This window comes from Nocardia sp. NPDC049526 (assembly GCF_044465765.1).
GTDB lineage: Bacteria > Actinomycetota > Actinomycetes > Mycobacteriales > Mycobacteriaceae > Nocardia.
This window is the reverse complement of sequence record NZ_JBITMA010000003.1, coordinates 839,605-859,924: the sequence shown is the minus strand read 5'-3', so window position 1 is coordinate 859,924 and position 20,320 is coordinate 839,605. Positions and strand designations below refer to the sequence as shown.

21 protein-coding genes and 1 tRNA gene are annotated in these 20,320 nt (G+C 64.5%); 10 read left to right on the top strand and 12 right to left on the bottom strand.

What is annotated here, in order from left to right; genetic code table 11:
• Positions 1-189: 189 nt before the first annotated feature.
• Positions 190-966 (bottom strand): inositol monophosphatase family protein, encoded by a 777-nt coding sequence (locus tag ACIBW7_RS13540; protein WP_397046535.1) that lies wholly within the window; start codon positions 964-966, stop codon positions 190-192.
• 310 nt (positions 967-1,276) lie between these two features.
• Between ACIBW7_RS13540 and ACIBW7_RS13535 the strand changes: the two genes are divergently transcribed.
• Positions 1,277-2,194: an aminoglycoside phosphotransferase family protein gene (locus ACIBW7_RS13535; RefSeq protein ID WP_397046534.1), complete on the top strand. Its 918-nt coding sequence runs from the start codon at positions 1,277-1,279 to the stop codon at positions 2,192-2,194.
• Positions 2,195-2,785: 591 nt separating this feature from the next.
• Positions 2,786-3,886 carry a tyrosine-type recombinase/integrase gene (locus ACIBW7_RS13530; RefSeq protein ID WP_397046533.1) on the top strand — a complete coding sequence of 367 codons (1,101 nt, stop codon included), beginning with the start codon at positions 2,786-2,788 and terminating at the stop codon, positions 3,884-3,886.
• A gap of 315 nt (positions 3,887-4,201) precedes the next feature.
• Here ACIBW7_RS13530 and ACIBW7_RS13525 read toward each other — a convergent pair.
• Positions 4,202-4,275 (bottom strand) — tRNA-Ile (locus ACIBW7_RS13525).
• Positions 4,276-4,422: 147 nt separating this feature from the next.
• On the opposite strand from ACIBW7_RS13525, the gene ACIBW7_RS13520 reads away from it, so the two are divergent.
• Complete coding sequence (locus ACIBW7_RS13520) at positions 4,423-4,854, top strand: nitroreductase family deazaflavin-dependent oxidoreductase (protein WP_397046532.1); 432 nt, start codon at positions 4,423-4,425, stop codon at positions 4,852-4,854.
• Positions 4,855-4,856: 2 nt separating this feature from the next.
• On the opposite strand, the gene ACIBW7_RS13515 is transcribed toward ACIBW7_RS13520, so the two are convergent.
• Positions 4,857-5,006 (bottom strand): hypothetical protein, encoded by a 150-nt coding sequence (locus tag ACIBW7_RS13515; RefSeq protein WP_397046531.1) that lies wholly within the window; start codon positions 5,004-5,006, stop codon positions 4,857-4,859.
• A 68-nt stretch (positions 5,007-5,074) separates the two neighbouring features.
• On the bottom strand, positions 5,075-6,073 hold the full coding sequence (locus tag ACIBW7_RS13510) for a zinc-binding dehydrogenase (protein ID WP_397046530.1): 999 nt from the start codon (positions 6,071-6,073) through the stop codon (positions 5,075-5,077).
• Between the two features lie 690 nt (positions 6,074-6,763).
• On the opposite strand from ACIBW7_RS13510, the gene ACIBW7_RS13505 reads away from it, so the two are divergent.
• On the top strand, positions 6,764-7,039 hold the full coding sequence (locus tag ACIBW7_RS13505; RefSeq protein ID WP_397046529.1) for a hypothetical protein: 276 nt from the start codon (positions 6,764-6,766) through the stop codon (positions 7,037-7,039).
• A gap of 74 nt (positions 7,040-7,113) precedes the next feature.
• On the top strand, positions 7,114-7,629 hold the full coding sequence (locus ACIBW7_RS13500; RefSeq protein ID WP_397046528.1) for a hypothetical protein: 516 nt from the start codon (positions 7,114-7,116) through the stop codon (positions 7,627-7,629).
• Here the strand turns inward: ACIBW7_RS13500 and ACIBW7_RS13495 are convergent.
• The 3 genes from ACIBW7_RS13495 to ACIBW7_RS13485 are packed head-to-tail and all read right to left on the bottom strand — an operon-like array spanning position 7,622 to position 11,425.
• Positions 7,622-9,394, bottom strand: coding sequence for an SDR family oxidoreductase (locus ACIBW7_RS13495; protein ID WP_397046527.1), 1,773 nt, complete (start codon positions 9,392-9,394; stop codon positions 7,622-7,624). The genes ACIBW7_RS13500 and ACIBW7_RS13495 overlap by 8 nt on opposite strands.
• A gap of 25 nt (positions 9,395-9,419) precedes the next feature.
• Complete coding sequence (locus ACIBW7_RS13490) at positions 9,420-10,511, bottom strand: PDR/VanB family oxidoreductase (protein WP_397046526.1); 1,092 nt, start codon at positions 10,509-10,511, stop codon at positions 9,420-9,422.
• An 11-nt stretch (positions 10,512-10,522) separates the two neighbouring features.
• Positions 10,523-11,425 carry a metal-dependent hydrolase gene (locus ACIBW7_RS13485; RefSeq protein ID WP_397046525.1) on the bottom strand — a complete coding sequence of 301 codons (903 nt, stop codon included), beginning with the start codon at positions 11,423-11,425 and terminating at the stop codon, positions 10,523-10,525.
• A gap of 231 nt (positions 11,426-11,656) precedes the next feature.
• Between ACIBW7_RS13485 and ACIBW7_RS13480 the strand changes: the two genes are divergently transcribed.
• Positions 11,657-13,054 carry a wax ester/triacylglycerol synthase family O-acyltransferase gene (locus ACIBW7_RS13480; protein WP_397046524.1) on the top strand — a complete coding sequence of 466 codons (1,398 nt, stop codon included), beginning with the start codon at positions 11,657-11,659 and terminating at the stop codon, positions 13,052-13,054.
• Here the strand turns inward: ACIBW7_RS13480 and ACIBW7_RS13475 are convergent.
• The gene (locus tag ACIBW7_RS13475; protein ID WP_397046523.1) at positions 13,051-14,016 is read right to left on the bottom strand and encodes an alpha/beta fold hydrolase; all 966 of its coding nucleotides are present in this window, start codon (positions 14,014-14,016) and stop codon (positions 13,051-13,053) included. The genes ACIBW7_RS13480 and ACIBW7_RS13475 overlap by 4 nt on opposite strands.
• A 176-nt stretch (positions 14,017-14,192) precedes the next feature.
• Between ACIBW7_RS13475 and ACIBW7_RS13470 the strand changes: the two genes are divergently transcribed.
• Positions 14,193-14,936 carry a glucose 1-dehydrogenase gene (locus ACIBW7_RS13470; RefSeq protein ID WP_397046522.1) on the top strand — a complete coding sequence of 248 codons (744 nt, stop codon included), beginning with the start codon at positions 14,193-14,195 and terminating at the stop codon, positions 14,934-14,936.
• 243 nt (positions 14,937-15,179) lie between these two features.
• On the opposite strand, the gene ACIBW7_RS13465 is transcribed toward ACIBW7_RS13470, so the two are convergent.
• The 3 genes from ACIBW7_RS13465 to ACIBW7_RS13455 are packed head-to-tail and all read right to left on the bottom strand — an operon-like array spanning position 15,180 to position 16,213.
• A complete protein-coding gene (locus ACIBW7_RS13465; RefSeq protein ID WP_397046521.1) occupies positions 15,180-15,515 on the bottom strand; it encodes a hypothetical protein in 336 nt (111 codons plus the stop codon).
• Between the two features lie 6 nt (positions 15,516-15,521).
• Complete coding sequence (locus ACIBW7_RS13460; protein ID WP_397046520.1) at positions 15,522-15,860, bottom strand: hypothetical protein; 339 nt, start codon at positions 15,858-15,860, stop codon at positions 15,522-15,524.
• Positions 15,860-16,213, bottom strand: a complete 354-nt coding sequence (locus ACIBW7_RS13455) for a hypothetical protein (RefSeq protein WP_397046519.1) — start codon at positions 16,211-16,213, stop codon at positions 15,860-15,862. The genes ACIBW7_RS13460 and ACIBW7_RS13455 overlap by 1 nt, the downstream gene beginning before the upstream one ends.
• Positions 16,214-16,539: 326 nt before the next feature.
• On the opposite strand from ACIBW7_RS13455, the gene ACIBW7_RS13450 reads away from it, so the two are divergent.
• Both ACIBW7_RS13450 and ACIBW7_RS13445 read left to right on the top strand, forming a co-directional pair.
• Positions 16,540-17,430: a helix-turn-helix domain-containing protein gene (locus tag ACIBW7_RS13450; protein WP_397046518.1), complete on the top strand. Its 891-nt coding sequence runs from the start codon at positions 16,540-16,542 to the stop codon at positions 17,428-17,430.
• Complete coding sequence (locus tag ACIBW7_RS13445) at positions 17,427-17,636, top strand: DUF397 domain-containing protein (protein ID WP_397046517.1); 210 nt, start codon at positions 17,427-17,429, stop codon at positions 17,634-17,636. The genes ACIBW7_RS13450 and ACIBW7_RS13445 overlap by 4 nt, the downstream gene beginning before the upstream one ends.
• 493 nt (positions 17,637-18,129) lie before the next feature.
• Here ACIBW7_RS13445 and ACIBW7_RS13440 read toward each other — a convergent pair whose 3' ends face one another.
• Complete coding sequence (locus ACIBW7_RS13440; RefSeq protein ID WP_397046516.1) at positions 18,130-19,083, bottom strand: hypothetical protein; 954 nt, start codon at positions 19,081-19,083, stop codon at positions 18,130-18,132.
• A 347-nt stretch (positions 19,084-19,430) separates the two neighbouring features.
• Here ACIBW7_RS13440 and ACIBW7_RS13435 point away from each other — a divergent pair, with 347 nt between their 5' ends.
• Positions 19,431-20,312 (top strand): SDR family oxidoreductase, encoded by an 882-nt coding sequence (locus ACIBW7_RS13435; protein ID WP_397046515.1) that lies wholly within the window; start codon positions 19,431-19,433, stop codon positions 20,310-20,312.
• The last annotated feature ends 8 nt before the right edge of the window (positions 20,313-20,320 follow it).

Sequence of the window (20,320 nt, the reverse complement as noted above, 5' to 3'; positions counted from 1 at the left end):
CCTGCGGTACGTAGTGCGCAAATAGCCGCGCGACACGTGTGAACTACACAGCGAGCCCAGATTCCCGGGTCCACCGTACAGCGGATCCCATCCGCTAATGCCGCGTGGCGCGCGTTCGTGAACGTCCGCAACTGCCGATGTGCGTGCATAGATAAAATCGGTGAACCGGATGGCGGACCCGGTGTTGTTTCAGTTCTGTTCGTGTCCAAGCAAATCGAGCACTTGCTCGTGCAGGCGGCCGTTGGTGAATACGGCGGCGCCGGATGAGATGCTGCGTCCTTTGCGGAGGTCGCTGAACTGTCCGCCTGCTTCCTCCACGATCGGTACGGCGGCGGCAATGTCCCAGGGCCCGGCAGTCAGGTGAAGAAAGATATCGGCCTGTCCGGCAGCCACGAGCATGGCGCCCTGACATGCTCCGGCCCAGTCCGACAGTGGGCCACCGTCAGCACACCGCGCGAGAAGCGCATCGGCGCTGGCCAGACGCTGTGTTGGAACCCAGTCTGCGACAGGCCAGATCACAACGGTGGCCTCCCTGAGGGTATCGGTCCTCGTCACCGTCAGCGCCTGATTCGGTCCGAGTCGTCCATCCAGGCAAGTACTGGTCCACGCTCCTGTGGTGCGTGAGGCCCACCATCGGCGCTGCAGGGCCGGGGCGGAGATCACGCCGGTGAGTACCTCGCCGTCGTCTTCGACCGCGAGCAAGGTGCTCCACTCGGCCCGTCCCGTGCAGAAGTTGCTCGTCCCGTCGATCGGGTCGATAAACCACCGTCGTCTGGCATTGCCGTGCGTACCGAATTCTTCTCCGACCCAACAGTCCTGAGGACGGGCATTCGCGAGTCGAGCGCGAATGGCTTGCTCTACCACGCGATCAGCAACGGTGACCGGGCTGCCGTCGGGCTTGGACTGCGTCGCGATACTCCCGGCCGAGAAGTACCGCATAGAGATGGTGTCGGCAACATCGGCCAACTGCTGAGCAAGTGTCAGATCGTCCATCGAGATCACAGATACCAGAGCTTAGAAGTGGCCGGCTGGTCGGACGCAAGATCGACCCGAACCCTATGACGCACTTCAACACAGCGCGCGGTAATACCGCTGGTCGCGGTTTCCATGCGCGAGATCGATTGCAGCTCGAGCCGTCGTGTCATAGCCCCGACTGTGCACTGTCTGCTGAAGGGTGCGGGAAGGCATGCGAAGTCCAGGCGCCTGAGCCTTCATGACCCGGTTCCCCGCCAGCAGCTGGGGCGGGTCGGCTGCCATCTGGCTACTGTTGATCCGCATGTCGCACACCGGGATCGATATCACTGCGGAGTTGGTGCGGGATCTGCTGCGTGAGCAGCACCCCGACCTGGCCGATTACCCGGTTCGGCTCGGCGCGCGTGGCTGGGACAACCAGCTGTGGCGGCTCGGCGACGACCTCGCCGTCCGGTTGCCCTGGGCGACCGGGTCCGCGGACGCGCTGCTGCGCAAAGAGCACACCTGGCTACCCGCCCTCGCCCCGCACCTTCCTCTGCCCGTTCCCGTTCCCCAGCGGCTCGGTGAGCCCTCCGAGCGATTTCCGCGGCCCTGGATCGTCACCACCTGGGTGCCGGGCACGCCTGCCGACCGCGCCCCCGTCACCCGCGCTACCGAGGCGGCCACCACCCTGGCCGCCTTCCTGACCGCACTTCACCAACCCGCCCCCGAACAAGCACCCACCGGCCGGAACCGCGGAGGACCGCTGGCCGAGTATTCCGAGGGTTTCGCCGAGCAGCTAGCCTCGGCCACCGGGCTGGGGCTGATCCCCGATCCAGACGCCGTCCGCGCGGTCTTCGAAGACGCCGCCGCCGCGCCCGACTGGGCCGGCCCGGCACTGTGGCTCCACGGCGACCTGCATCCAGCAAACGTCCTGACCGCCGAAGGCACGATCTGCGGCGTAATCGACTTCGGCGATCTCTTCGCCGGTGATCCGGCTTGCGACCTCGCTGCCGCTTGGATCCTGCTGCCCGACGGCGCCGCCGACCGCTTCCATGCCGCCTACCAGCCGGCCCCCGACGCCGCGACCCTGCGCCGTGCCCGCGGATGGGCGGTATTGCGCGCCTTGAGCGGCATCTTCATCGGATACGCCGGCGTCCACGGACACCCCGGCGAGAAGCCCACATGGGGCCCACCCGCCCACGCCGCACTGCGACGCCTCACCGCACCGACTCACCACTGATCAATCACTTCCGTACAGAGGGAGCGGATTCCATCGGTCAGGCCATAAACGGACAATCTCGAACACCCAGTAATGCCACGATCCGCGCGTTCGGCCGCGCACAGTCATTGGCCAGCAGTCGATCTCGCGAACCCGAACTATCAAGCGTCTGCTCCGGATGCAGACCCAGCCGGAATTTCCGCAGTACTCGGTTGTTCGGGACCGTCGCCCGACTTGGCGTTCGATGTCCGGCGGTATCGGTCTGTCCAGTGCCGTCCGCCCGGCTTGCATCACAGCGGTGCCGATGGCAGGGGGTGGGCCGGGCGGCGCCCGCCGCGGATCCATCCGCGGCTGGCTCGTCCAATCAGGCTGGGCCAGGTGCCGATCAGCGCGCCGTCAGCACAGCATCCAGAAGAGGACCGTCCGAACGAAGGTGACGCCCCGAACGGTCCACCCGAATCCAACGACTTGGTCGCGCCGACGGACTCTCCGTAAAACCCTGTGTCCCAGTAGAATTGGAATGCACAAGACCGGCTAGCACCGGGAATTGATATCTACGGGAGTACAAATGAATAATCGCGCTGTCGCGCGCGCGGACGGCGAGGATGCCTGATGCCGCGCGAACGAATCAAGCCCGGACGGCACGGGAAAATCACAGTCACCGTCGTTCGGGATGAAGCCGGAAAACCGATCCGGCACATAGCAAAGACCAGGCTTCGCGACCTCGACGGCGCCCTGCGACAGGTGGAAGCGGTCGGCCAATCCAAGCCCAAGGCCATAGCGGCGCTCGAGGAAAAGCTGGCCCGGCGGGTCGCGCCTTCGAAGTCAGAAATCACGGCGGATACGCTCGTGCACCGCCTTGCCGAGCGATGGCGGACAAAAGTCGAGCGCTCCAAGCTGTCTGCGAACACCAAACGCCGATACGGGGAGCTACTGGACCTCCACATCGTCCCCAGAATCGGCAAGCTGACCATCACCGAGTGCACCACTCAGGTGCTGGAAGGATTACTCGAAGACATCGCCGATGAGGTGGGCAGACCAACCGCGAAACTCGCGAAGACCTGCCTGTCCGGAATGTGGACGCTAGCAAGCCGATACGGCGCCAGTACCGGAAACATCATCAAACTGCTCGCACCGATCCAGGTCGACGACAAACCGGTCGTGGCATGGTCGCTCAACGAGGTGCAACGCATCCGAAGCGGGCTACGTAGCGACAAGCTCGCCGTCGCGAACGGTATCGCCGATCTGGTCGATCTCCTCTTGGCCACCGGATGCCGGATCGGCGAGACCATGGCGTTGAAGTGGAAGCACCTCGATCTCGACGCCGACAAGCCCACGGTGCTCGTTGAGGGGACCGTCGTCCGTATACGCGGCGGCGGGATGATCATCCAACCGCATCCCAAGGGCGGCCCGAACGGCAAACGCCGACTGCTGCTGCCTGAGTGGGCCGTAGAGAGACTGACCGCCCGCCGCGAGCTGATACCGCATGAACCCGAAGATCTCGTGTTCCCATCCCGAGGAGGGACCCTGCGCGATCCCGCAATGCCCGCAAGCAACTACAGCGGGCACTCGACCGCATCGGAGTCACGGGGATACCCCAGAACCCCCATGCGGCGCGCAAAACCGTCGGCACGCATCTTGCCGAAGACGCCGATGGCGGGCAGTCCGATATCGGCGTCGCGGCCGCCCGACTCGGCAACACCGAGGCGGTGACACGAAGGCACTATGTCCAGCGCACCCATCAAGATCCCGACGCCCGGAATCGCTTCGCGGCCTTCGCTCTGCCGGATGAGCAAGACGGCACTGCCGCGATAAGCCGAACGTGACTGTTGAGAGTGACCAGCGACGCCCGACGTCGGTCACCGCTGGATAGCAAACAACCAGCTCCCGATGCCTTGGCCGGGCAGGGTGTCGGGAGCTGGAGGGAGCAGCATGTGCCCGCAATTTTGAAAAAGTTGAGTAAGTGTTGACCTGAGCAGGCAAAGAACGGCCCGAGCATCGGCTGTAAGCCACTGACCAGGGGGTTTGTGGGGCGGGCGGGGCTCGAACCCGCGACCAATGGATTATGAGTCCACGGCTCTAACCGACTGAGCTACCGCCCCGTGTGTGGTGGATATCGACAGCGTTGGGGATGGTACCGGGTGGGGTGGGGTGGGCACCACTCGGATGGGGGTGGCGTGGTGACGGGATGGGTGGGGTGGGGGTGGTTAGGGTGGGGTGTAAACCGGGAACTGGCTGGAGGGTGGGCTGTGGCGAGTTTGTTTGCGAATGTGCTGAAGGTGCATCAGTGGGTTTATGAGAAGAGTGGCGGGGTGGTGGGGCATCGGGTGCTGTTCGGGAATCCGACGTTGCTGTTGCGGACGGTGGGGCGTAAGACGGGGCAGGCGCGGACGTCGGCGCTGACGTATGGGCGGGATGGGGCGGATTATTTGGTGACCGCGTCGAATGGTGGGTCGCCGCGTCCACCGGGGTGGTTGGCGAATGTGAAGGCGCAGCCGGGGTGTGAGATTCAGGTCGGGCGGCGCAAGGTAGCGGTGACCGCGCGGGCGACGCTGCCCGACGATCCGGATTATGCGCGACGCTGGGCGATTGTCGACAAGGTCAATCAGGGGCGCTACAGCGAGTACCAGAGGATGACCAAGCGGCCGATCGCGGTGGTGGTGCTGACTCCGGCCGGCTGAGTTCAGTCGGTCTCCCAGGCCTCGTAGTCGTCGTCGACATCACTACTGTCCCAACGTGACTCGCTGCGCGGCGGGCGGCTGGCCCACTGCACGATGAGAGCGACGAGACCGAGCACGACGAGGACGACGACAACGACTATCAGCGTTTCCACGCGGGGCACCTTAGCGCCCCACAAGGGTTACCTGCACGTACGTGAGACAAGTTGTCACGCAACGCCGTTCAGACCGTAAGAAGTGTGCGTCCAACGGCGGTTCGCGATTCTATTGCCACATGTGCGCGATCGGCCTGTTCGAGCGGGAAGGACTGGCCGATAACGACTTCCAGCCGTCCGGCCGCCGCCTCGGCGAGCGAACGTTCGGTCAACGCGAGCCAATCGATATCGCCTTTCCCGGTCAGATCGAACAGCCCGAGCACGTCGATTCCGCGCGCTGCCACGACTTCTCGATCGAAGTCGGCGAATTGCCCTGCGGCAGCGCCATATCCGATGAAGCGCCCGCCGTCGGCCGCGGCTTGGATTGCGCCCGCACCCAATGCGCCGCCGGCACCGTCCAATACAACGTTCGCACCGGTGCCACCGGTCGCGGCATGCGCCTTCGCCGACCAGTCGGACTCGGAGTAGTCGACGACCGCATTTGCGCCGAGTCGTGCCGCGAGCTCCAGTTTGGCACTGCCACGCGCCGCGGCAACGACATTCGCTCCGGCCGCGCGGGCGAGTTGAATCAGCAAGGTGCCCAATCCCCCACCCGCCGCGGTGATGAGCACCCACTCACCGGGTTGGATCGCGGCTCGGTCGAAGATGGCCAGCGCGGTCTTGCCGTCGTGGGCGAGCGCCACGGCCGCCGTCAAGCTCAGCCCTTCGGGCACGGCGACCAGGGTTTCGGCCTTGGCCAGTGCCTGCTCCGCGTAGCCACCGATCGGCTGGCCACTGCCGATGCCGCTCGCGGCGGTATCGGTGACAACGCGCTTGCCGACCCAACTCGGGTCGACATCGGCACCGACCGAAGTGACCATTCCGGCGACCGCACCGCCTGGCACATACGGCGGCTCGAGCTGGAAAAACTCGGTGCCCCAACCACTTCGGAGCTGGACATCCAGGAACATGACATCGGCGGCCGCGACGTCGACGACCACCTGCCCCTGTCCCGCAACCGGCTCCGGCACTTCACGTACTGAAAGAACTTCGGGTCCACCGAATTCCGCAGCGTGTACAGCGCGCATGACAACCTCCATCAATTCCTGACTCGATCCGACATGGACCAGCCTGGAACCTGAAGCAGAGTTGAGGTCAAGTCGAGCGACCAGATTACGCTGAGCGCGGAACTCGGAATCGAATCCACCCGCAATGCCAACCGCCCGCCGGGCCCGAGATCCGCACCGGTTCTGTTGCGCGGACGCGGTGACGCGCGCCCGCCTCACCTTCCGCGAAATGCAGGGCGCTGCCGTCGAAGAGCGCACCGGCTTCGCCAGCCCACCACGGATGAATCCGACACAGCATGCGGCGAACCTGTTGAGTCAGGAACTGCCCCCGCCGCCACATCCGCCACCACCACTGCCGCCCCCGCCGCAACCGCTACTGCCTCCCCCGCAACCGCCCGACCCCCCGGAGTCACCGCTACCGGAATCTCCTGCATCCCAGGACGAAGAACTGGGCCCCCCGATCCACCCGAACCCGCGCCGCGGCGTCCGACTCGGCAAGTTGGTCACCAACAGCACGAACCCGGCGATCCCGCCCATGATGAGGACCGTAATCAGCAAGACCAGCAGCAGAGCGAACATTCAGGACCCGCCACCGCCGCAACTGCTCCCGCCGCCACCACAACTGCTCCCACCACCACCGCAGCTACTACTACTCCCGCCGCCGCAGCTGCTACCACCACTACAGCTGCTGCCGCTTCCACCATCGTGACCATGACCATGACCATGACCGTGACCATGTCCATGTCCATGACCGTGGCCATAACCTCCACCACTGCCCGGATCGAAACCCACCCCCGACTCGAACCCGGCGGCCCCGTAAACCCACGGCGAGTCACTGGAGCCCCCATACCCCATCTGCCCACGGTGCACCGGCCTGTTGGTCGACCGCGTGATCAGAAACACGACCAGCGCCGTGATGCCACCACCGACCAGAAGGATGATCAGCAGCAGTACAACGAAGAAAACCGCCATTCCGAAATGGTATAGGCCCACTCCCCCACACTGAACCCACAAAAAGCAACGGCTCGCCGAACAATCACCCATTCGCCGTAGAGTGAATCGTGGCTTTCTTACGAAACCGTCCCCAGCGCCGAATCGACCTGAGCGATGTCGGCCGGGTGGTGGCCGCACTCGAATTTCCCGACGCGGTTTTCAAAACCAGTCCTTGGCAGCCGCGGGAACTGGTGGAAACCGGGCTACGGCAGTGGCTGCGCTGCTGTGGTGCGGCCATGCGCGACGGTCAGGTCATCGGTATGCCGTCCCATGCGGTCGACGAGGCCTGGCACGGATTCATTCTGTGCACGGAGATGTATGCCGCATTCTGCACCGCGGCATACGGCCGTTTCCTCCATCACTTTCCGGAAGGCGTTGCGACGAAGGGTATTTCGCACGGATCCATGGGCGAACAGCTCGGCCGCACGGTGGTTGCCTGGTCGATGGTGGCAAAGCCAGGAGAGGCGTGCGTGCTCTGGGATCTCGACAGCAAGGTGGGCGTCGAGCACCCGTGGGGTATCGGTGCCGAGCGAGTTGCGGCCATCGAGGCCGAACTCGCAGGCACACCTCAGACGCTCAGGTGAGCTTCACCCGCGCGGCGAAGAACCGCACCACTGCCGGGGCGAACTTGTTGAACTGGTACTGCAGCCGCGCCTCCGGGGTGACCGGCACGATGCTGCGATCCCGTTCGACCGCCCGCACGATCTGCGCGGCCACCTTCTCCGGTCCGTAGCGCCGCGCCTGGTACAGCTTGTCGTACCGCTCCTGCTTACGCTGCTCCTCCTCCGCGCTGACACCCGAAAACCTGGTGGTGGCAACGATATTGGTGTGCACGATGCCGGGGCAGATGGTGTGCACGGAGATGCCGCGCCCGGCCAGTTCCGCGCGCAGGCAGTCGGAGAACATGAATACCGCCGACTTACTGGTGGAGTATGCGCTGAACCCCTGCTGCGGACTGTAGGCCGCCATGCTGGACAGGTTGACGATGTGTCCGCCGAGTCCGCGCTCGGCCATCGCCGAACCGAAGGCGCGGCAGCCATTGACCACGCCGCCGAGATTGATTCGCATGACCCGATCGAATTCCGCCGACGGCGTATCGAAGAACCCACCGGCCTGCCCGATTCCGGCATTGTTGATCAGTATGTCGGGCACGCCGTGCGCGGCGAGCACCTCGACCGCGTGCAGGTGCACCGCTTCCTCATCGGAGACGTCGAGCTGATAGGCACGCGCCACACCGCCTTCGGCGGCAATCAGCTCCCGCGTCTCTTTGGCCGCGTCCAGATTGATATCCGACAGCACGATTTCCGCACCCAGGCGCGCGAATGCCAGGCCCGTCGCGCGACCGATACCACTGCCGCCGCCGGTGATCACCACGAGCTGATCCTCGAATGGCTTTCGGCTGCGTCCGATTTCGGCACGACGCAGGCCGCGCGGCGCCACCCCGCTGTTGACCGCGTCGATGAGTTCGGTGGTCGCGGTGGCGAGCAATTCCGGATGGGAGAACGGCATCCAATGGCCTGCGGGCACATCGCGGCGCCACAGCCGCGAAACCCATTTGTGCCCATCGTCATAGCCCGCGGGCCGCACCGCGACATCGCGACCGGCGACGATCAACTGCACCGGTACCTCGGTGTGGCGCTCTCGCGGCGCGAGCATTCGCGGCAGGATATTGGCACGGTAGATGAGCAGACCTGCTACGGCGTCGCGACGGAACGTCGGGCCGAGAACGATATTCGACGGTGCGGTGTCGTTCATGATCGAAACGATGCGCTGCCAACGTTTTTCGTGCGCGATAACCCGGAAGACCTGATTGAGCCCCGGTGTCATGGAGAACACCGTGTATCCCGATGACAATGCCTGGGTGAGTGGCTGCCACAGATTGCGCGGCGTCGGCCGGGACAGCCTGGCGCGCACCCATTTCGCGAGATGGTCCAGGTTCGGCCCGGAGACCGAGGTGAACGAGGCGACCCGGGCCGCGGCCCGCGGTTCGCACACCGCCTCCCATACCTGCACCGATCCCCAGTCGTGCGCGAGGACGTGCACCGGCCGATCCGGGCTGACCGCGTCGGCGACGGCGAAGAAGTCACCGGCCAGCGCATCCAGGCGGAAGTCTCGAGCGCGCCGGGTGTGGGTGGACTCCCCGTGGCCGCGGGTGTCGTAGGTGACGACGTGGAAGCGGTCGGTCAGCAGTGGCACCACCGCATTCCAGAGATGATGGGTGTCCGGCCAACCATGCACCAGCACAATGGTTTCCGCGCTCGGATCGCCGTATTCGAAGACTGCGATATCGAATTCGCCGCTGCGCACGATTCGCCGCGTCGCGGCCGAGTCCAGGTCGGTCGTCGTCATTGACGTGTCTCCTCGAGGTTCCTACTCACAGGTCCAAAACCAATCGCCCACTCCGCGAACGCGAGACGCAGACGAGCATCTCCCCCGCCTCGTGATCGGCAGCGGTGAGCACGCTTTCGCGATGCTCCGGTTCACCGGACAGCACCCGCACCTTGCAGGTCCGGCAGAAGCCCTGACGACACGAATACGGCCGATCCGGGCGACTCCGCAGAATCGTCTCCAGCGCCGACTCATCCGCAGGCACCTCGACAACTTCACCGGTGGAGGCGAATTCGATCTCGAATGCGACACCGTCGACGATCGGCGGCGGTGAAAATCGCTCGGAATGCAGTTCGACGCCGGGCATTTCGCGCACCGCATCCGCGACGGCGGTCGTCATCGGGACCGGGCCGCAGCAGTACACCGCGGTATCGGAGGTGACAGCAGCGAGCAGCGTTGCGGCGTCGGGCAATCCGTGCTCGTCATCGGTGCGCACGGTGACCCGATCCCCGAATCCGGCGATCTCGTCGAGAAACGGAATCGTGTCGCGATTGCGCCCGGTGTACACCATCGACCAGTCGATCCCGAGGCGCATCGCCAGCCGCGCCATCGGCAGAATCGGCGTGATCCCGATCCCGCCCGCGATGAAATGCAAACGGGCGGCGGGCGATCCGTGACCGGGTACCGCGAACGGGAACGCATTGCGCGGACCGCGAACCACAATGCGCGATCCGACCGGCAGCTCGTCGTGTATCTCCAGCGAACCGCCGCCGCCATCGGGAATGCGGCGCACCGCAATCCGATATGCCCGGATATCGGCCGGATCACCGCACAGCGAGTACTGCCGCAACCGACCGGAAGGCAATTCCAGATCGAGATGCGCGCCCGGTCGCCACGGCGGAAGCTCGCGCGCATCCGGCGCTTCCAGCCGCAGGCTCACTACATCCTGGTCGTGCGCCTCGATGCGTCGACCGGTCACCACCAGCGACAGCCGGCGATCATCGGCGCGCGGTGACAGATCCCGGCGGTTGATGATCGTGGTCCACCGCAGCCGCGCCGAGGCGACCGCGTCGAGCACCCGCACCGCCCGATCCTGCTCGCGCTTACCGAACAGATCGGCCGGCCGCTGCTCCGGCATCGGTCGCCAGGTCAAGACGCAACCGCCTGGGCCGCGGGCGATTTGGCCAGATATGCCACCGCCTGCGCGGTCGAACCGACGGATTCCGGGTTGTAGCCGGGCTTGAATGTCGTCAGCGCACTCCACAGCAGCGAGGGCACACCGGGCAGCGCGCCGCGCCACATCGAGCCGAAGACGCGCGTGATCAGGCGCGGATAACCGAGGTCCGGCAGCGCGGGATCCTGGTGCACCATGAATTTGGTGCCGCGCACCACCAGCGTGATGAAGATCGGGAAGACGATCGTCATGATCGCCGCCCGCCGCACGTAGCCTGCGCCGAAGTAGACGGCCACATCATGGGCGACGTGCCGGTGTTCGACCTCCTCGGCTCCGTGCCAGCGGAACAGGTCGGCCACTCGCGGGTCGGCGCCGAACTTTTCCAGATCGGCATTGAGCACCCAATCGCCGAGATAGGCGAAGAAATGCTCCAGGCAGGCGATGAATGCCAATCGCTCCACCATGACCTGCCGCTGCGCGACGCCATCGACATCCTTGGGCCCGAGCGACTTGCGGAAGAGGTATTCTGCCTGCCGCACATACGGTTCCGGATCGATGCCGTTCGCGGCGAGCACCTCGTGCAGCACCTTGTCATGCGTCTCCGCGTGCATGGATTCCTGACCGATGAAGCCGAGCATGGCCTCGCGCAGTTTCTCGTCCTTGACGTACCGCAGCGCCTCCGAATACGCGGCGCAGAACATCCGCTCGCCTTCGGGCAGCAACAGGTTCAGCGCATTGATCAGATGCGAGGCGATGGGTTCCGCGGGCATCCAGTGCAAGGGAGTATCCGCCCAGTCGAACCGCACATTGCGCGCGTTGAGGGCGACCTCACCGGGGTCGACGTCCACCCGCCGCTGCACCCTACGAAGTAGCTTCATCGATACTCCTCGATCTCATCCGCCGCGCCTCAACCTGAAAGACCGCGGCATTGCGTACCTTCCTTCAAGGCCGTAGCAATGATCATACACATATATGAAACCCTCGGTTACACACATGTCTGGCCAGCGCGAATGAGACAGGAAAGCCCGCTTGACGATAGAGCGGTCCACTGTGACCGAGATCCCCGCGATCCAGCAGTAAACTAGAACACGTTCTAGTAGGCTTTGGCTATGGAGCGACTCACCGGATTGGATGCCAGCTTCCTGTACCTCGAGACCGGGACCCAGCATCTGCACGTCTGTGCACTGCTGATCCTGGATCCCGCCGCAGGGGGCGCGCACTACACCTTCGAAAATTTCAAAGCAGAACTCGGCCGCAGGCTGCCGCTGATCCCGCAGATGCGGCGACGAGTCCACGAGGTGCCGTTCAACCTCGATCATCCGGTCTGGGTGGAAGACCCGGATTTCGATCTGGACCACCACATCCGACGCATCGAAACACCGCGCCCGCTGGAACGCCGGGAACTCGCGGACCTGGTCGGCGAAATCGCCAGCGTGCCGATGGATCGCAGCCGTCCGCTGTGGGAGATGAGCGTGGTGGAGCACCTGGCGGACGGCAAAGTGGCGGTGATCTGCAAGTACCACCACGCCGCCGTCGACGGCATCACCGGCACCAACATGATGATGCATCTGTGCGATCTGGAACCCGGGCTGAGCGAGCCCGAACCGGCCGAGGAGTGGACACCCGAAGCCCAGCCGAGTGATTTGAAGCTGGCGGCCGAGGCCGTGCTCAACCTGCCGAATAAGCTCGGTTTGGTCGGCATGGTGCCGAAAACTCTTGGCATGGTTGCCGGTTTTGCGCAGCGACGCCGAAACAACGAGGCGGGCATGGCTTTACCGTTGACCGCACCGCGAACCCCGTTCAACGGCGCGATCAGCCCGGATCGCGTGGTGGCCTGCGCCGAGACCGAGCTCGGCGCGATCAAGGAGATCAAGGCCGCCTTCGACGTGAAGGTCAACGATGTCGTCCTGACCATCGTGGCGGGCGTGCTGCGCACCTATCTGGAGAAGCACGAAGAGCTGCCCGACAAATCCCTGATCGCCTCGGTGCCGGTGTCGGTGCACGACACTTCCCGCCACACCGCGGGCATCAATAAGGTCTCCTCGCTGTTCTCCCAGCTCGGCACCGATATCGCCGACCCGGTGGAGCGCCTGCGGCAGGTGGCCGAGGCCAACCGCGACGCCAAGCAGGAACACGAATTCGTCGGCGCGGATTTCCTGATGGACTGGTCGAAGTACGCTCCGCCGAACACCTTTCAGCTGGCCGCGCGCGTCTACTCGTCGCTGAAACTGGCCGAGCTGCATCCGGTGGTGCACAACCTGGTGGTGTCGAATGTGCCGGGCCCGGCGATGCCGTTGTATTTCCTCGGTCATCGGGTCGAGGGCATGTATCCGTTCGGGCCGGTTTTCCACGGCGCGGGACTGACCGTCACCGTGCTGTCCAATAACGGTGATCTGGACTTCGGATTCATCGCCTGCCGGGAAATGGTGCCCGACCTTCAGGTGATCGCCGATGCGGTCCCCGGCGTTGTCGATGAATTGCTGACCGCGGCACGCGATCTGGGCTAATGCCCACCGCTGCCCTGTTCGCCATCGCCGCCGGACAGGGCCGCATTCGAAGTCTCTTGCTGCCTTGCGGCAACGGCGGCGCAGGCCTCCAGCAGTACCGGCACGAAGCGGTCGGCCTGGAGCACGCAGGATGCGTGACCGGCCTTGACCAGATGAATGCTCGCACCGGGAATCATGGTCGCCATCTCCAATTGCCGATAGACCGGAATCGCACGGTCCCGTGTCGTGATCACGACGGCGGTCGGCATCCGCAGCGTGGAAAGCCAAGCGGTCGCATCGAATCGGCCGACCTCGGCGATGACCTGTGCCATGGCCCAACCACTGCTGCTACGAAATTCGGTGAGCGCCCAGCGATTCAGCTCTCCCGGAGCCCAGGTGTGCTCCGGCAATTCGGGTAACCGGCCCAGGTACTCTGCGGCACGGCGGTACGAATAGGGGCCGATGGCTCCGGCCAGTGCGCCGAAGGTCAGATGAAATGCGCGCTCGCGCAACTTCTCCTGGAACCGATACGGCGTCGCGCACAGCACCAGACCACTCACCCGATCCGAATGCCGGTGTGCGGCAAGCAATGCCACGACACCGCCGAGAGAGTATCCGGCCAGGATCGCCCGCTCGATGCCGAGCGCGTCCGCCACCGCGACGACGTCGTCGGCACAGTCCAGTACCGAGAACCGCTCCGAGCGGATACCGCGGCCGTGCCAGCGCTGATCGAAGACGATCACCCGGTAACGCTCGGCCAGCGCGTCGAGCGCCGGAAACCAGGTCAGGTAGCCGGTGCAGGCGGTGGCGTGCAGCAGGATCAGGGTCGGTGCGCCCTCGGGGCCCGGAATATCGACGACGTAGGTGCGCCCGCGCCCCGGCAGCTCGACGAGCCGACCGCCGGGCACCTCCGCGATATCGGGCACCCCCGAACGCCGGGAGAACCGCCGCATGGCCACCACCGCGGGATTCGGATTCGTCATCGTCGGCCTCCTCGCGGTTCTACTAGAACACGTTCTATATCGATGATGCCATACGACCCAGTTCAGGCGGGGGCGCGCACGATGCCGAGTTCCACTGGTCGATACCGAGGCGAGATTGGACCGGCAACTATCTGTAACGTGTTTCAGTAAGTCGACGGGATCGAGAGGAGGCCGCGATGGGGCGGTTGACCGGCAAGGTGGCACTGATCAGCGGCGGTGCGCGGGGCATGGGCGCCGCGCACGCGCGGGCGTTGGTGGCCGAGGACGCGCGGGTAGTGCTCGGCGACATCCTCGACGACGAGGGCGCGGCCCTGGCCAAGGAAATCGGCGACAATGCCGCCTACGTCCACCTCGACGTGCGCGACAAGCAGCAGTGGCAGGATGCGGTCGCCGAGGCCGTGCAGCGTTTCGGTTCGCTGAATGTCCTGGTGAACAATGCCGGGATCGTCAATGGCAACCTGCTCGTCGACTTCGAATTGTCCGAGTGGCAGAAGATCATCGATATCAATCTGACCGGCACCTTCCTCGGCATGCAGGCCGCCACATCGGCGATGATCGAGGCGGGCGGCGGATCGGTCATCAATATTTCCTCGGTCGAGGGCATGCGCGGCAGCCCCGGCCTGCACGGGTACACCGCTACCAAATTCGCGGTCCGCGGACTCACCAAATCGACCGCACTCGAGTTGGCGCAGTACGGAATCCGGGTGAATTCGATCCATCCCGGGCTGATCCGCACCCCGATGACCGACGGCATTCCGGAGGATTTCCTGCAGATCCCGCTGGGACGCGCCGCTGATCCGTCCGAGGTGTCGGCACTGGTGACCTATCTGGCCAGCGACGAATCGTCCTATTCGACGGGGGCTGAATTCGTCATCGATGGCGGTCTGACCGTAGGAGTTCCGCACAAGACGTTCTCCTGATAGTTCGCGAGAAAGTTCCCGATACCGACCCCGGCTTTGCCCGACAAGCGATTGGACGGGTACCGGGACCGGCTCGTCTCGGCTGCGGGCAAGATGGCGTCGACACCGAGTTCCCGTCGGCGTCTGCCGCCGTCGCGCATATGGCCGTCGGTTCGATTGGTCCCCGCGGCGTGCCTGGGTCATGCACCGAGCCGGAGTCCCGCTGGCGCCGTGTACCGCTGAACCGGATGTCCGGTCGAATACTCACCACGGCTTGCCCCACAGTCGGTGTCGCCGTGCGGAATCGGGGTGGATGCGCCCGGCCGCCACCAGCGCGTCGAACGCGGCGTGCTTGCGGGCGCAGTCGTGGTCGCGGTGCAGTTGCATCGCGAGATGGGCGTCGGTCAGGGTGAACGGTGGGTCGGGCGGGCCGCACGTCCATGCCTTCGGCCATTCGATAGGAAGCAGGCGACAGCGCCCTGCGGCGGGCCGGTGGCGTCGCGGCCGATCGACCGGCCACACGCACGCCACCCCGACCATCGCGAACGCGCCGCCCCCGATGACCGCGAGCACGCTATGCACCACTTGCCATGCGCCCACGGTCGTTCACCGCCCGCAATCCTCGCCCGGGCGGGTCGGCGGTAGTGCTAGTTGCGTGAGCCCGTCGAGCACCTGTTGGAACGTCTGGAGTCCAGGCGTACCGATGGGCAGACAGCGCTCGATGGTCTCGGCCGGGAAACCGATGCCGCGCTGGTGGGCGCGCTCGCGCGGGCTCAACGCCTGCGGCGCGATCCGGCCGTGCCGCACGAGCGTGTAGTAGGCCGCCCATTTCCACGCGCACCGTTCGATCCGGCATGCGCGGTGTTGCCGCATCTGCTGGTGCGCCAACTCCACCTCGGCGCGGCCGCAGATGGTGGGCGGGCTGAGGATCGTGTCGTCGGTCATCACGCGGCTCCCCATTCGACGCCGGGCCTGGAGCGCATCCAGATACCTTGCGGGCATACGGTTTCCAGATCGAAGCCCGCGTCGCAGATCAGTGCGGGCCGACAGCCGACATGCTCGAGGTCGAAGACGACGATCACCTCGATTTCGAGACCGGCCGCGATCGCGAGCGCGTACCCGATCGGATCGTCGATATCGACCGGTGGCCGAAGAGTGTAAATGTATTGGTAGCCAGCCATGTTCGCGTGCCGCTGTACGTCGGTGGCGTGACGTGACGCATCCGGGCCGGACACGTCATCGCGGACGAACCCGATGGCCTTCGGTTTGGCGCTGGTGATGGTTTGCGTATGTGTCATGGCTCCCCCGGAACCTGGTCGGTGTGCTGGATGTCGGGCGTCCGGCGACAACGATCGCGGTATCCGCTCGCGGGAACTTCGAGCCGCGAGGCGGACAGTTGAAGTTGTTGTGGTTGCGGCAGATTGGCGCTGTTCTCGGGTCTCCAACCTGCGGTGTCATCCGAACGTCGGGGCCAAGCACACCACGAACTTGGAGTGAAATACGCAAATTCGGACGTTCCGGATTCAATTGGCCCGAATCACCGAGAAAAGGTCCATTGCCCGCGTAAAGTCCGTCCCGCGTTCGGGTTTCGTTTCGTTCCGCTTCTGCAAAGGATGCAAACAACATGACCAGCGACGATGAACCCTCGACCCTGCCCCGCCGACAACTGGGACGTTTTCTGCGCGAGGCGCGCGAAGGCACCGGGCTATCTCTCGAACGAGCCTCCCACCTTGTGGAACTGAGTAAGACCGCGCTTCATCGCATCGAGACCGGCGGTGTGAAGAAGTCCCGCATCCGCGACATTCAAGCGCTGTGCGAGCTGTACGAAGTCAAACCGGCCGACATCGACCGCGCGGTCGAACTCGCCAAGCAAGCACGGGTCACCTCGTGGTACACCGCATTCGGCGGGCTGTACAGCGATGCGACATTCAACATGTACGTCGAACTGGCAGCCGCCGCGCGCCAACTGATCGCGTACCACGAGATTGTTCACGGGCTATTACAGACCGCAGACTATGCGCGGGCACTGATCAGCGCATTCTATCGTGACAGCGACCCGGAAGACATCGAACGCCGCGTCGAGTTGCGCCTCAAGCGGCAAACGATCGTCACCCGCAAAGCCGATCCGGTAAAACTCGAGCTGCTACTTCATGAATCGGCGCTGCACCGCGTTGTCGGCGGGCCAAAGGTGATGGCTGCGCAGCTGAATCATCTGGCCGAGGTCAGCAAGCTGCCGAGTGTCTCGCTACGCATACATCCGTTCGCAAGTGGATGCGCTTCGGGTCTGTTGCACGGCCCGTTCGAGATCCTCGACTTCGGTACCGACGCCAGAGGCCGCCTGGTAGAACCCCCGCTGGTCTATCTCGAAGGGGCCGGGAAGCCCGACTTGTACCTGGAACATGCCGATGACGTACGGCGCTACCATGACATTGCTTCGGCCGTACGGAGTACTGCACTGGATGAGACACAAACGCGAGAACTGCTCAGGCGGGCAGCAAGGAGTTATAGAGCGTGAAAACTGACCTATCCGGCGTGAATTGGTTCAAGAGCAGCCACAGCAGCGGCCAGACTTCGTGCGTCGAGGTAGCTTGGCTCGACGCAGGCAGCGTCGGCGTTCGTGACTCGAAGAACCCGACCGGCCCAGCGCTGATCTTCACGCCCGGCGAATGGGATGCCTTCACAGCTGGCGTCACCGACGGAGAGTTCAACCGCCCCGCCTGAGCCAGGCAAACATCGAACACCACCAAGCGGCCCCGCTCGACGAGCCCACGTCGTGACGGGGCCGTCTGCTGCCTCCGTTGAAAGACCCTCGTATACAACAGGTTCAGGGATTCCGGACACTGCGGACGCCATCAGAGCGACGGTCACAAGTCCGACACCGACATAACCCGTGCAAGCCTGACGCACTCTGATATCGGAAGGACATCCCGAGTCACGGTATGCCCGCAATACATATCTCTTGGTCCTCAGGAATCCGCTCGGAGACGGTTGCCCACTGATCATTGGCCGCAGAGCGCTTCGACTCAGATCGATACGAAATCCGACGCCAGCGAACGATGGTTCCAGTCACGCGGCTGGTCGCAACGAGGAGGTGGGGAAGCGGACGGCGATGATCCGCAGGACACATCTCTGAGTTCGGCCCTGGCGCCAAATGATCCGAGTCGGCAGTTCGATGCGTTGCTCGAGGCGATCAAGGCGGGTGCGTGACGACACGTCATCCATTGGCGCCGAACAGATCCATCGCGACGGGCACGAGATCGTCTGTGAACTCACACCGTGCCATGACCTGCACCAGAACCTGTTTGCGGCCGAGGATCTGAGATACTTCCGGAGCGCCTGGGCGGTAGCCGTCGACGACCGGTCCTACCGGGAATATCACCGTGCAGGTCGGTTCCTTGCCGCTATCACGGCTGACAAGGGCAGCCCTTCCATTGACCTGAGCGGCTTTCCAATCCGAGTTCGGTGTCATTGCCCTGTCGTGCTGGGCTACGTCGAACTCGACGGAGAGTGCCCTGCTGAACCCTTTGGTATCGGGTGAGACCAGGAAGGACGTGCAGGAGTAGGGGTCTGTCTTGGCGTCGATTCGCTGGAACTCGTACCCCAAGGGCAAGTGCTGCAACAGCTCGCACGGACTGCGTCGGGCCAAAGGCACATCGAGTAGCGCGTTATCGCGGCGCGGAATCCGGTTCTCCCGGAAAGCGGTCACCATGTTGGTGACAGCGGCCTCCACCAGCTCACATCCCAACGCCGCCGGCTCCACCGACCACGAACTGACCGAGGCGTAGGCGAGCGGAGCTGCTCCGGTCGCGCCAGGGTTGCCTGACGATCCACTGTCTTGCGCTGGAAACCGCAGTGGCACTTTATAAGCGCAGTTTCCGTTGGAGTCGCGGTGCGTATCGACCGCGACGGTCTCACCCGCGATCTGTTTGCTGGTGTCCTCCGAGCTCGGCGCGAGACCCGGACCATCCAGATCGACAGTGATCTTCGAGCTGAGCAGTCGCTGCTCGCTCTGCCAGAAACTGATCTCGCAATCCCCGACCGTGCTATCAGGTCCGAGGGTGGCGATTACCCCGTGGGCCGAGATCGTGTCCTCGTTGAAGAAGGCACACGGATCGACTGCCCTGATCTTCTGAGCAACTTCGAGCTTTTGCCGATCATCGGTAGACACCGTGACCCCGAACGTTTTGGGCGCTGGACTCGTCGAAATCGACTCAGCCGCCTGCGGCACACCAGACTGCGCCTGCGAACACCCACAGAGCGCCACCACCAATAGCGCAGGCACACAACGCCATACGAACCCCATCACGCCCTTCCCGCAGGTCCCGGGGCAACTATACGGCACACGAACACGCGGTAGGACCCGGCGAGCACGCCCCTGCCGCCGACCGCACCGGCGATCGCCCTTGCGCGTGGCGGTGCCCGCCGCTGCGTTGAGCGGACGGTTGCCGACGTTCCGATGTTACGGAAGTCATATCTCATGACACCCCCGGTAATCTAATATGAGATTCATACGATATGATTCTCGAAGAGATCGGAAATGTCATGATTGTTGTCACCGGAGCAACCGGAACTGTCGGCCGACCGATCGTCGAACTGCTTGCCGCACAAGGGGTTCGAGTACGAGCCGTCACCCGGTCCCCTGAAAGTGCCGTGCTGCCCGCCGGTGTCGAGGTGGTGGGCGGCGATCCGGCCCGGCCGGACACCCTTGCCGACGCTCTCGACGGTGCGTCCGCGGCATTCCTGCATCCGCGCGCAGTGGGCGATGCGGCCTTCGAGTTCGCGGAACTGGCTGCTGAGCGTGGCGTGGGCCGACTTGTCGCCCTCTCGGCCATCAATATCGAAGACCCGCTCGACGCACAGCCGTCCCGCTTCCGCGGCGACCGGAACAGGGAGGCCGAGCAGGCGGTGGTCGACAGCGGTCTGGAGTGGGTGAGCCTGCGTGCCAGCAGCTTTGCGAACAATGTGGTGCAGAGCGGCTGGAATGCCCAGATTCGCGCGGGTGATGTGGTGCGCGGGCCCTATGCCGAATTCGCCGAAAGTCCGCTACACGAAGACGATATCGCGGCGGTCGCGGCACATGCCTTCCTGACCGACGATCTGCTGGGTGAACGAGTGGAACTGACCGGGCCCCAATCACTTACGCACGCGGATATGGTTCGGATCATCGGCGAGGTCATCGATAGGCCGCTGCGCTATGAGGAAGTCCCCGCCGCCCTGGTGCGGCAAGGCATGGTGGCGCGCGGCTTTCCCGAGGATTTCGTCGACTCCCTGCTGACCCGCTACGCCGATGGTGTCGGCCGGACCGCGCCGGTCACCAGCCAGGTCGAGAAAATCCTCGGTCGCACAAGAACTTTCGCCGAGTGGGCCGCCGATAACGCTGCCGCGTTCCGGAATTGAGTGCCAAT

Bases quoted from the DNA above. Each gene is read 5' to 3' on its own strand.
- ACIBW7_RS13470 (WP_397046522.1), top strand. From the start codon at position 14,193: ATGGGGCGGTTGACCGGCAAGGTGGCACTGATCAGCGGCGGTGCGCGG.
- ACIBW7_RS13530 (WP_397046533.1), top strand. From the start codon at position 2,786: ATGCCGCGCGAACGAATCAAGCCCGGACGGCACGGGAAAATCACAGTC.
- ACIBW7_RS13505 (WP_397046529.1), top strand. From the start codon at position 6,764: ATGACCATGACCATGACCGTGACCATGTCCATGTCCATGACCGTGGCC.
- ACIBW7_RS13460 (WP_397046520.1), bottom strand. From the start codon at position 15,860: ATGACCGACGACACGATCCTCAGCCCGCCCACCATCTGCGGCCGCGCC.
- ACIBW7_RS13455 (WP_397046519.1), bottom strand. From the start codon at position 16,213: ATGACACATACGCAAACCATCACCAGCGCCAAACCGAAGGCCATCGGG.
- ACIBW7_RS13480 (WP_397046524.1), top strand. From the start codon at position 11,657: ATGGAGCGACTCACCGGATTGGATGCCAGCTTCCTGTACCTCGAGACC.
- ACIBW7_RS13435 (WP_397046515.1), top strand. From the start codon at position 19,431: ATGATTCTCGAAGAGATCGGAAATGTCATGATTGTTGTCACCGGAGCA.
- ACIBW7_RS13535 (WP_397046534.1), top strand. From the start codon at position 1,277: ATGTCGCACACCGGGATCGATATCACTGCGGAGTTGGTGCGGGATCTG.
- ACIBW7_RS13450 (WP_397046518.1), top strand. From the start codon at position 16,540: ATGACCAGCGACGATGAACCCTCGACCCTGCCCCGCCGACAACTGGGA.
- ACIBW7_RS13510 (WP_397046530.1), bottom strand. From the start codon at position 6,073: ATGCGCGCTGTACACGCTGCGGAATTCGGTGGACCCGAAGTTCTTTCA.
- ACIBW7_RS13490 (WP_397046526.1), bottom strand. From the start codon at position 10,511: ATGCCGGAGCAGCGGCCGGCCGATCTGTTCGGTAAGCGCGAGCAGGAT.
- ACIBW7_RS13475 (WP_397046523.1), bottom strand. From the start codon at position 14,016: ATGACGAATCCGAATCCCGCGGTGGTGGCCATGCGGCGGTTCTCCCGG.
- ACIBW7_RS13485 (WP_397046525.1), bottom strand. From the start codon at position 11,425: ATGAAGCTACTTCGTAGGGTGCAGCGGCGGGTGGACGTCGACCCCGGT.
- ACIBW7_RS13495 (WP_397046527.1), bottom strand. From the start codon at position 9,394: ATGACGACGACCGACCTGGACTCGGCCGCGACGCGGCGAATCGTGCGC.